Origin of the sequence: Protofrankia sp. Cr2, from assembly GCF_963555885.1 — a bacterium.
Lineage (GTDB): Bacteria > Actinomycetota > Actinomycetes > Frankiales > Frankiaceae > Protofrankia.
On the sequence record NZ_CAUVXG010000012.1, the window covers coordinates 90078 to 101595 of the forward strand.

At 65.7% G+C, this 11518-nt stretch carries 7 protein-coding genes; all 7 read left to right on the top strand.

The annotated features are described in order from the left end of the window. Positions 1 to 295 precede the first annotated feature (295 nt). Positions 296 to 2188, top strand: a complete 1893-nt coding sequence (locus U9978_RS08610) for a long-chain fatty acid--CoA ligase (protein WP_322760540.1) — start codon at positions 296 to 298, stop codon at positions 2186 to 2188. 206 nt (positions 2189 to 2394) lie between these two features. Then, positions 2395 to 3630, top strand: a complete 1236-nt coding sequence (locus U9978_RS08615) for an NAD(P)/FAD-dependent oxidoreductase (protein ID WP_322760541.1) — start codon at positions 2395 to 2397, stop codon at positions 3628 to 3630. A 38-nt stretch (positions 3631 to 3668) separates the two neighbouring features. Next, positions 3669 to 4847, top strand: coding sequence for an acyl-CoA dehydrogenase family protein (locus U9978_RS08620; RefSeq protein WP_322760542.1), 1179 nt, complete (start codon positions 3669 to 3671; stop codon positions 4845 to 4847). Positions 4848 to 5002: 155 nt separating this feature from the next. After that, positions 5003 to 5533, top strand: a complete 531-nt coding sequence (locus U9978_RS08625) for a YiiD C-terminal domain-containing protein (RefSeq protein WP_322760543.1) — start codon at positions 5003 to 5005, stop codon at positions 5531 to 5533. 80 nt (positions 5534 to 5613) lie between these two features. After that, positions 5614 to 6543, top strand: coding sequence for an alpha/beta fold hydrolase (locus U9978_RS08630; RefSeq protein ID WP_322760544.1), 930 nt, complete (start codon positions 5614 to 5616; stop codon positions 6541 to 6543). A gap of 395 nt (positions 6544 to 6938) precedes the next feature. Further along, entirely contained in the window at positions 6939 to 7589 is a 651-nt protein-coding gene (locus U9978_RS08635) for an SGNH/GDSL hydrolase family protein (protein ID WP_416210901.1), read from the top strand. Between the two features lie 423 nt (positions 7590 to 8012). Continuing rightward, positions 8013 to 11518, top strand: a 3506-nt coding sequence (locus U9978_RS08640; protein ID WP_416210902.1) for a beta-ketoacyl synthase N-terminal-like domain-containing protein, incomplete at its 3' end; no start/stop codon positions are given.

An 11518-nucleotide genomic window follows, 5' to 3' on the forward strand; every position in this document is an offset into this window, starting at 1 on the left:
CAGGTGTGCACCGGCCGTTGGTCACCGTTGGGGTCTGTGATTGAATCCGGCAATTAGGCGATACCGTTTCACACCCTTTGAAGGTGGCTGCCCACCAGCTCTGGTCATGCTGGGGTGCGTCCTGCCTGGTGTGATCGCGCCGTGCAGACCTGCGCAACGGCGTACGCAACGGCGTATGTTAATGAATCGTTCAGGAGAAGCATATTGCCAGCGCCGACCCGTCCTTCAAGAATTAAAACCGACCCTCGTAACAGACACTGACATCGGAAGTCGTCGCCGCGAGTAGGTGGTAGAGATGCAGCAGTACAAGTCCGGAGAGGGCGTTGTGCTTCCCGATGACCGGGGCCTGTCCTTACTGGTAGATGAAGGCGTCCGGCTGAACCCGGACCGCTGTGTGCTCAGTCGGAAGACCACTGCCGGTTGGCAGGATTTCACCTGCCGGCAGTTCGCCGAGTACGTCCGGGCCGTTGCCAAGGTGCTGTTGTCCCATGGCGTCGCGCACGGCGACCGCGTGGCCGTGCTGGGCCGAACCAGCTATGAGTGGGCGGTCGTCGATTTCGCGGTTCTCAGTATCGGTGCGGTCACGGTTCCGATCTACCCGACAGCTTCGGAACTGCAGATTCAGCACGTCCTCACCGATTCCGGAGCACGCTGGTGTTTTGTCGAGACCGAGGCGCAGCGGACCCAGCTCCGCCAGATCGGCGGTAGTGGCCTGCGGGCCGATATCTGGCTGCTGGAGACGGTCGAGGCCTGGCACGACGGCGATCAGGACGGGCTGCTGGACGCCGCGTACGACGATCGTCGTGGCACGGTGCGTGCCGACGACCTTGCGACGATTGTGTACACCAGTGGTACCACCGGGGTACCCAAGGGGTGCATGCTTACCCACCGCAACATGTTTGCGTCCTCGGCCAATACGGTCGAGCACACCGGGCACCTGTTCCGCAGTGCGCGGGGCGAGCAGGCGACGACCCTGCTGGGCCTGCCGCTTGCGCACGTCTTCGGTCGGACCATCCTCATCGCCGGCCTGTATGCCGGCACCCGGACGGGACTTCTGCCGGGTGTGCCGGAACTGATCGCCGAGTTCCCGACGTTCCGGCCCACGTTCCTCGCGCTCGTCCCATACGCCCTGGAAAAGATCCGCAAGCGGGTCCGCGAACCGGCGGCAGGCGGTGTCGGGGTGGTCGACGCGGCGGCCGAGCGGATCGCGATCGAATTCGGGCTCGCCAGGGCACGCGGGCTCGCAGGCCAAAGGCGATGCGATCCTGGTTCTGTCGCATCGCCGGAGGCCGACGTCCCCGGGTCGGTTGCCGTGGATGCGGAGCTACGAGATGCCCACGCCGCGTTCGACGAGAAGATCTACAGCCGGGTGCGGGAGTCCTTCGGCGGTCGCTTCGAATATGTGATCTCCGGTGGCGCGTCGCTCGACGACACGACCGCGGCGTTCTACGGCGGCCTGGGGGTGGAGATCCTCAACTGCTACGGGCTGACCGAATCAGCCACGGCGGTGACGGTGAACGTCGCGGCCACCAACCGGATGGGCAGCGTCGGACGCCCGATCCCGGGCACCACGGTGGCGATCGCCGACGACGAGGAGCTGCTCGTCCGCGGCCGCAACGTCTCGCCGGGATACTGGCCCGGGTACTGGCCGCCAGCCGTTGAGCCAGCCGTTGAGCCAACAGAGCGAGATGCGGTCCAGGCTGGCGACGGCCCCTGGCTGCACACCGGTGATCTCGGTCGGCTTGACGAGGACGGCTTCCTTTACATCACCGGTCGTCGCAAGGAGATCCTGGTCACCAGCAGTGGCAAGAACGTCTCGCCGACACCGCTGGAAGATCGCGTGCGGCTGCACCCACTGGTGAGCAACTGCATGGTGGTGGGTGATGCACGCCCGTTCGTCAGCGCGCTGGTCACCGTTGACGGCGCGGCCCTCCAGACCTGGCTGGCGGGCCGGGAAACGGTACCGGACGACGACTCCTGGCGCCATGATCCCGATCTGGTCGCGGAGATTCAGATCGCGATCGACGACGCGAACAGCCTCGTCTCCCGGGCCGAGTCGATCCGGGCCTTCCGGGTGCTCGCGACCGATTTCACCCTGGACCGAGGGCATCTGACGCCTTCCATGAAACTGCGTCGGGCGGTGATCGAGAGCGATTTCGCCGGGGACATCGCCGCGCTGTACGGGTGACCGCGCAGCCGTTCCCGCCACCCGTTCCCGCCACCGTTTCCCGACCGTTACCGATGCACGGATCCATTGTGTCGACCAATCGGCCGATGGCGTATTGGCACAGTTGTTGACCGTAGTTCCGGCAGTTGTGGAAAATTGATACGTATCCGTGCCGGAGTGCGGTGGCACCGCGGAGATCGTCCGGGTTGACGACAGGAGCACATTGTATGTACGACGTTATCGTTGTTGGTGCGCGCTGCGCCGGTTCATCGTTGGCGATGCTCCTGGCCAGACGCGGTCATCGGGTCCTCGTCGTTGACAGATCAACCTTCCCGAGTGACACCATATCGACGCACTATATTCAGCAGACCGGCCTTGCACGACTCCGGGACTGGGGTCTGCTCGACAGCGTCGCGGCGACGGGCGTCCCGGCGATGAAGCACCTGACCCTGTCCTATACCGGTATCCATGTCGAGGGTTTCGCCGACCCGATCGAGGGCATCACCGAGGTCTATTCTCCTCGTCGCACGGTGCTGGACAAGATCCTGGTCGACGCGGCCCGCGCGGCCGGGGCGGAGGTCGTCGAGGGATTCACCGTCCAGAATGTGATCTTTGAAGACGGTCGCGCCGTCGGTATCCGTGGCCAGTTCGGCGACGAATCGGAGAAGGAATTTCGCGCCTCGTTCGTGGTCGGCGCGGACGGCCGGAACTCGACGGTCGCAGACCAGGTCGGAGCCGACTTCTACCGTGTCGTACCGGCCACCTGCTTCGTCTACTACTCGTATTTCGGCAATCTTGACTGGTCCTTCCAGCACCGGACCAGCTTCAAGCAGCAGCAGATAGGCGCTTGGCCGACCAACGACGGTCTGCACCTGGTGTCGCTGTTGCGCCGGCGAGAGTACTTCAGTGAGTTCCGCGCCGATGTGGAGAACAGCTTCCACGCTGTGTACGACGAGGTGGTACCCGATCTCGGTGAGGACCTCCGGACGAACGGAAAGCGGGCGGAGAACTTCCGGGTCATGCGTTACCCGGACAACTACTACCGCCGATCCAACGGGCCGGGCTGGGCGCTGGTCGGAGACGCCGGATACCACAAGGACCCGTTCACCGGCTGGGGAATCACCGACGCGTTCCTGTACGCCGAGCTCCTCGCGGACCACCTGCACCAGGGGCTGTCCCAGGAGCGGCCGGTGGACGACGCCGTGGCGGACTACGCCAGGATCCGCGATCAGCGGAGCAAGGGAACCTTCGAGTTCACCTGCGTCCTCGCCGAGCTCACCCTGCCGCCGTTCTTCGAGTCGGTCCTGCGTGCCACGAGCCAGAGCCCGGAGTACACCAAGAAGTTCTTCGGTCTGATGGCCGGGGGCATCCACGGCGAGGAGTTCTTCGCGCCGGAGAACCTGGAGAAACTCTACGAAGAGGTCGGCACCCCGCGCGACGAGCGTCTACTCAAGGCCGCCTGACCGGTGGACCCGCAGGCAATGATCGTGGAGTGTGCCCCGTGAACCCCGTGCCCGCCGCAAGCGCCAGCCCGCAGGACATCGCGCAACGCACCCGGACCTTCGTCCGCGAGCATGTCTTCCCGGTCGAGCGAGAAATCGTGACCGCCGGACGTCATATGGACGATGTGCTCCGGGTGGAGCTGCAGCAGGCCGCCCGGGCTGCGGGGGTCTTCGGCCCGCTGTCGCCGGTGGCCTACGGTGGCCTCGGCCTCGACACCCGCGCCCAGGCCAGCGTGCTGGAAGCCGCTGGTACGAGCCTGATCGGTCCGATCGCGGTGGGCGCCTCCGCTCCGGACGACGGCAACATCCACCTGCTTGCCCACCTCGCCACCGCACCGCAGGCGGAACGGTACCTGGCGCCGTTGGCGCGCGGTGAGGTCCGTTCGTCCATCGCGATGGCCGAACCGTCACCAGGTGCGGGATCGGATCCCGCGATGCTGGCGACGGTCGCGGAGAAGGTCGCCGATGGCTGGAAGATCAATGGCGCGAAGCACTTCACCACCGGTGCCGACGGGGCGGCGTTCACCATCTGCATCGCTGCGACCCCTGGTGGCACGACGATGTTCCTGGTTGATCAGGACAACCCGGGGCTCAAGGTGGGCCGCCGGATGCCGACACTCGATCACAGCGCCCCGGGCGGCCACTGTGAAGTCACTTTCAGTGACTGCTTTGTTCCCGATGACGCTGTGCTCGGGGAGGTTGGACGCGGTCTTGAGTACGCCCAGGTGCGGCTGGCCCCCTCCCGCCTCACCTTCTGCATGAACTGGCTGGGGTTGGCCGCCCGGGCGCACGCGATGTCGGCCGAGCGGATCGTGAACCGCACGGCATTCGGGATACCCGTCGCCGACCACGGAATGGCCCAGGCCCACGTTGCCGACAACGAGATCGATATCGTGGCCGCCCGAGCGCTCATCTACTCGACCGCCACCGTGATCGACGAACAGGGCTCGGTCAGCGGTGCGGCGCGCCACGCGGCCTCGATCACCAAGACTTTCGTGTCGGAGGCCGTGTGGCGGGTGCTCGACCGTGCGGTCCAGCTCTACGGCGGGCTCGGTGTGTGTGAGGACGAACTGGTCGCCCGGTTCCTCGTCGAAGCGCGCGCCTTCCGAATCTACGAGGGTCCGTCCGAGGTGCTTCGCTGGTCCATCGCCCGCCGGGTGCTCCGGGCCTATCGTTGACCCTCCGTCATATTCCCATCGAACATCCATGGCGAATCGGATGGTACGAAATCAGCATGACATCCGGTGCGTCGTTCCTTCACCGTTTTTTCCGTTTCATCGGGTGATCAGTTTGAAATCCGTTCACGGCCTGGTCCATCAAGGGTGTTGGGATGATGAGCGTGACGAATGATACGCAGGTTTCGCGTGCCGAGACCGGATACGCGATTTTCGCCGGGGCGACGAACGGGATCGTCGACTACGAGCGCATCCGGGAGATCGCCGACTCGCTCGTTCCCTTCGGCCGGTTCGTCGGTGTCACCATCACCGAGGTGGGTCCCGACCGGGCGGTCGTCGAGATCCCCGACAGTGAGAACCTCACCAATCACCTGGGCACCGTTCATGCGGGTGCGCTCTTCCTGGCCGCGGACATCGCCAGCGCCGCCGCGGCTGCCGGTGCCGTGGCGCCCCGGCTGGCCCGGGTCGAGTACATGGTGGTCCGGGATGCCCGGTCGACCTTCCGCAAGCCGGCCGCCGGTCGAATCCGTGCGATCGCCACCGTGGACGAGCGGGAAGTGCGCCGCGTGCTGGCCAGCGATGCCCCGGAGCAGTTCGATCTGGATGCCAGGGCGCGGCTCTACGACGACGCCGACGGGCTCGTTGCCAGGTTCCATTTTGAGTTCGCCTGCAAGATCCTGGCTGGCTGACGGGCATCCGACCGTATTTCCGCACCTATTGTCGGCCCGCGGAAGGCGCCAGTATTCCACACGCTGTGACGGGAGTCCCCATGTCAGTGAGCTCGACCGGTCGTGACACGCCGGACGGCAACGCCACCAGGCGCCCATCGGAGTTCGCCTCGCTCGAAGCGATTCCGGTGACCACCGACGACAACGTCACATTCGTGATCCGGGTACTTCCACAGAATGATCCAACCGTCCCGGTGGCGCTGATTCTGCCGGCGATGGCGCTCAAGGCGAAGTTCTACCTACCGCTGGCCAAGACTTTGCACGCGTCGGGTTTGTCGGTCGCGATGTGCGATCTGCGGGCACAGGGGGAAAGCACACCCGGACTCGACAAGAAGTCGGCATTCGGCTACCGCGAGATCCTCGAGGTCGATTTTCCCGCCGTCATCAAGGCTGTTCGTTCGCGGTTTCCCCAGGCTCCGCTGTATCTGTTCGGACACAGTCTCGGCGGTCAGCTCTCCGTGCTCTACGCGGCATCAGCGCCTGAGGATGTGGCCGGGGTCTGCATCATCGGTGCCGGATCCGTCTACTGGAAGGCATTCGGTCCCAAGCGCTGGGAAGCCCTGTGGAAGATCCAGACGATCGGTCTGGTCGCCAGGTTGCGCGGGTACTGGCCGGGCGGCATGCTGATCGGCGGCGCGATGGCGGGTGGTGTGATGATCGACTGGGCGCGGCACTCCCGTACGAGCCGATACCAGCCGCGGGGTACGAAGCGGGACTACGATCAGATGTTGAGTGAGCTGGCCATTCCCGTCCTGGCGATCTCCCTGGACGGTGACCGGCTCGGGCCGCGGTCCAATGTCGACTTTCTCTGCGGCAGGATGCGGTCCGCAAAGATCACCCCTTGGCACCTGGACGACTCCGCTGGTGTCGCGCACCTCGATCACTTCGAATGGATCAAGGATAGTGGGATCATCGGGTCCGCGGCGGCATCCTGGATCATCGACGGCCAGTTGCCTGTGCCGTCACGGTAGACCTCACCACTGAGGGTGCAACGGAACCGTCGGGCCGTGTCGGCCGAGCCGGTGCATCCGTGGTCGTGTACATTGCGCCGGCGCCTGCGTAGTGGGATCGGTGGGTGCCACGGAATAGTTTGTCGGTTTCCACGGCGGCAGCAGTGGCCGCTCATGCGGAGACATATTCGCTGGAAAGCGCCGGTGAACACCGTGACAATGTACCGGTAAATGCGGAGTAGAAAGATGAGATTTTCGCTGCGTCGACACCGCCAATCGTTTTCCTCGATCGAGCAATAGGGATTTCGGATTGGTATTGACCATTGTTTGGCCTACTCCGCACAATTTAGGTGTAGCTCGCCGGCGAGCACCCGCGCCGATGCCTGCCGGATGAAATGACAGGGGAATTGCGGATGATGGCGAAAGCACGACTGACGGTCATCGGCGACAGCTTCGTCGAGGGCCGGGGAGATCCGCGGCCGGACGGGACGTACGGTGGTTGGGTGCCCCGCTTCGCGGAACTGTTCGGAATCTCCCGCAACAGCTATCTCAATCTCGGGACCTTCGATGCGACAACCCAGGACGTGGTTGCCGGCCAGCTTGGCGTCGCGTTGGTGAACAAGGCTCCGCTGATCGGTTTTGTGGCCGGGGTCAACGACCTGGTTCGAGACTATGACGCGGCGCGCTTCCGGAATAATCTCGAGACGATTTTCACCACATTGAGCGGGCCGGATACGGTGATGTTCACCGCGACGTATGCGGATATTCCGCGGAACCTGCCGTTGCCGGACACCTTCCGCCAGCTCCTGCGCGCCCGTTTCGCCGAGGCGAATGAGTGCCTACGTGCGGTCGCCGGGTACACCGGTGCGCTGTGCGTGGACGTCGCGGTGGCGCACGAATGGACGGATCCGGCTATGTGGTCGGCGGACGGCCTGCATCCGAGTCCGGCCGGTCACCGGCGCTTCGCGGAGGAAACGGCCGAGCTCATCAGTTTTGCCACCGGGATGACAGTGTTGAACGGATCACCCTCGTTCGCAGGTGTCGGGTCGGGACCGCTCTCGTACTAGGGCGTGTTTGAGAAGTGTCGTTCGATCAGCGAGCGGGCCATCCGCGCCCGGCTGGCAAGGCGGAGGAGGCCCGGATAGTGGTGTCCTATCCGGGCCCGACGACAACGCAGCCAGACGGGATGCGGGGGAACGCGAGCCGAACAGATGCTTCTCAAACATGCCCTAGAAGGCCGCTGGTCGGGCCGACGTCGATGCGATCGTGGTTTTTCGGCTGAGTGGCCCAGGGACTTCGGCCGAAGGCGATGCGACAGAACCACGATCGCATCGCCTTCGGCCCTCTAGCGACCCGGGGACTTCGGCCTCCGGCGATGCGACAGAACCACGATCGCATCGCCTTCGGCCCTTTAGGAGAGGAAGACTGTGAGCGAGGGCGAGAAGCTGGCGGATCGGCGTCTGGCCAATAATCCGATCGCGATTGTTGGCATGGCGGGTCTGTTCCCGATGGCTCATGACTACCGTGAGTACTGGCAGAACATCGTGGATTCGGTGGACTGCACCCAGGATGTCCCTGCGAGCCGGTGGAACCTCGACGACTACTTTGATCCGGATCCCGCTGTTCCGGACATGACCTATTCGCGCCGCGGGGGCTTCGTCCCGGATGTGGATTTTGATCCATTGGAGTTCGGTCTGCCGCCGAACCAGCTGGAGGTCACCAGCACCCTGCAGACGTTGAGTCTGGTGGTGGCGCGGGATCTGCTGCGTGACGCCGGGGCGACCGATTCGCAGTGGTATGACGCGTCACGGACGGGCGTGGTGCTGGGCGTCACCGGCCCGGTGCCGCTGATGCATCCGCTGGCGGCTCGGTTGTCGACCCCGGTGTTGAAGGAGGTCGTCCGCAGCTGCGGGCTCAGCGACGCCGATGCGCAGGCGATCGCGGCGAAGTACGCGGCGGCGTTCGCGCCGTGGGAGGAGAACTCGTTCCCGGGGCTGTTGGCGAACGTCGTCGCCGGCCGGGTCGCGAACCGCCTCGGTCTGGGCGGGATGAACTGCACGGTCGACGCGGCCTGTGCGGCGTCGTTGACCGCCGTCCGCGTGGCCGTGGCGGAGCTCGTCGACGGCCGGGCCGAGATGATGATTGCCGGTGGCGCCGACACCGAGAACTCGATCTTCGGTTACATGTGCTTCAGCAAGACACAGGCGTTGTCTCGAGCCGGGCGCATCCGGCCTTTCGACGATGCCGCTGACGGCACGTTGGTCGGTGAGGGTATCGGCATGCTCGCGTTGAAGCGTCTTGCCGACGCCGAGCGCGACGGGAACCGCGTGTACGCGGTGATTCGCGGTATCGGCTCGTCCAGCGACGGCCGGTCGAAGAGTATCTATGCGCCGCGTGCGGAAGGTCAGCGGCTGGCGCTGGCACGGGCCTATGCCGATGCAGACTGTTCGCCGGCGTCGGTGGAGCTGTTCGAGGGACATGCGACCGGTACCGCGGTAGGGGACAAAACAGAGCTGTCGGCGCTGAACGGTGTCCTCACTGAGGCGACCGATGAGCGGCATTTCGCGGCGATCGGAAGTGTGAAGTCGCAGATCGGGCACACCAAGGGTGCGGCCGGTACGGCGAGTGTGATGAAGCTCGCGCTGGCGCTGTATCAGAAGATGCTGCCCGCGACGATCAATGTGGAGCGCCCGAACAGCGCGATCAATTTTGCTGACGCGCCGTTGTACGTCAACACCCGCACCCGGCCGTGGATTCGTGATCCGTATCGGCCGGTGCGGCGGGCGGCCGCGTCCGCGATGGGGTTCGGCGGGACGAACTTCCATGTCGTGTTGGAAGAGCACAACGGGGATCGTGGCGCCGTCAAAGCGTTGCACCGGACGGCTCGGGCGTATCTGTGGCATGCGCCTGAAACCAGCGCATTGGTGGATGTGCTGCGTTCGGGCGCACCGGGGGATGCGACGGCGTCGATTCCCGCCGGGCATGCCCGGGTCGGGTTCGTGGCCGCGGATGACGAGACGGCGCAGCGCCTGCGCGCGTTGGCGCTCGATCAGCTCGTGACGTCCGGGGATGTGGAGCAGTGGACGCATCCGGCCGGGGTGTTCTTCCGGAGTCGGCAGCTGCCGGACCTGAAAGTGGGCGCGTTGTTCGCCGGGCAGGGCAGTCAGTATCTGGATATGGGCGTGGAGGCGGCGCTCAACATTCCGACGGTGGCGACCGCCTTCGATGATGCGAACGGGTCGTTCGCCGGGGCGGCGCGCCGTCTGGCCGCGGTCATCTACCCGGTACCCGTCTTTGACGCGGGACAGCGCCAGGCCCAGGAGACAGCTCTTCGCCAGACCGAATACGCGCAGCCGGCCATCGGTGCGCTCTCGGTCGGGCAGTTCCGGTATCTGACCGAGTTGGGCCTGCGCTGTTCTGGTTTCCTCGGACACAGTTTCGGGGAGCTGACCGCCCTGTGGGCGGCCGGCGCGTTGGCCGACGCGGACTTTTTCCGCCTTGCGCGCGCCCGTGGTGAGGCGATGGCGCCACCGGCCGACGATCCCGAACACGACCCGGGTGCGATGGCAGCGGTCCAGGCCACCCGCGAGCAGGTCACCGACATCCTCGTGGCTTTCCCGAGTGTGATCGTGTGTAACCACAACGCGCCGGACCAGGTGGTGGTGGGTGGGGACACCCAGGGGGTCGGCGAGGTGGTGCAGGAATGTAAGCAGCGGGGGTTGAACGCACGGCAGCTGCCGGTTTCCGCAGCTTTTCACACCCGTCATGTGGCCCATGCGGTGGAGAAGTTCCGGTTGGCGGTGGAGGCGGCGCGCATCAACGTGCCGGCACAGCCGGTGTATGCGAACACGGCGGGTGCCGCGTACGGGTCGGATGTCGAGGCGAACCGGCGGGTGCTGGCCGGGCAGCTGCTGGAGCCGGTCGAGTTCGTCGCGGCCCTGGAGGCGATGCGCGCCGACGGCTGCAACGTGCTGGTCGAGTTCGGTCCCAAGCAGGTGCTGACCCAGCTTGCGCGGCGGACGTTGGCCGAGTCCGGGGTGGTCGCCATACCCACCGACGCCGGGCCGCTCGGTGACAGCGATGTTGCTGTGAAGCAGGCCGCGGTTCAGCTCGCGGTCCTCGGGATACCGATCACGGGAATCAACCGGTACGACGCCCCCGCATTGGTGGCGGCCCCGTCTCGCGGCATGGTCGTGACCCTCAACGGTGCCGAGTACGTGCCCGATTCACGCCGGGCCGCCTATCAGGCCGCCCTCGACAACGGCTACCAGATATCCACCACTGACCTGACCGGGGGTAGCGGGTCTTCCGCCCATGTGAGCGCGAGCGACGCGCAACCGGTCGACGACCAGATCTCACCCAATGGGACGGCGGCGAGCGCGCCCGCGGTCTCGGGTCAGGTCAGTGCGCCGTTCGTGACCGTCCCACCGCCCGTTGCCGCGGCACCGGTCGTCCCGGCGGCTGTGTCAGCGGTGCCGGTTGCGCAGGCGGTTGCGTCGGACCCGAATCGCTCGCCAATTGTGGTTGACGTGTCACAAGATGTCGTTGCGCAGCACGTAGCGGTGCACGCGCAGTATCTGGAAAGCCAGCTGCGGATAGCGGACGAGTTGGTCGGTGTGCTCCAGGCCCACCGCGACGATCAGGATGCGTCGTGGTTGCCGCAGGCCGTCGAGGCGGTGAAGGACCAGAGCCTGGCGATCGGCCGGGCGCATATCCGCGCGAACGAGATCCTCGCCGCACTCGCCGACATCGAACGGGATGCTCACCGGCACGCGGCGCCATCCACCGACTCGGCGCCGGTGTCGGGCACCGTCGACCGGCCTGCGGCGACGCCGACGGCGCTGGCAGGTCGGCAACCGCGACCGGAGCTGGTTTCCCCAGCGTCAGCCGCTCCGGCCCAGGTTGTTCCCGCCCAGCCCGCACCCGTCCCCGCCGTCGTGGTTCCCGCGGCGTCCAGTGACGGAGTCGGTGCTTTGGCGGTCGCTGTTCCGGCTGT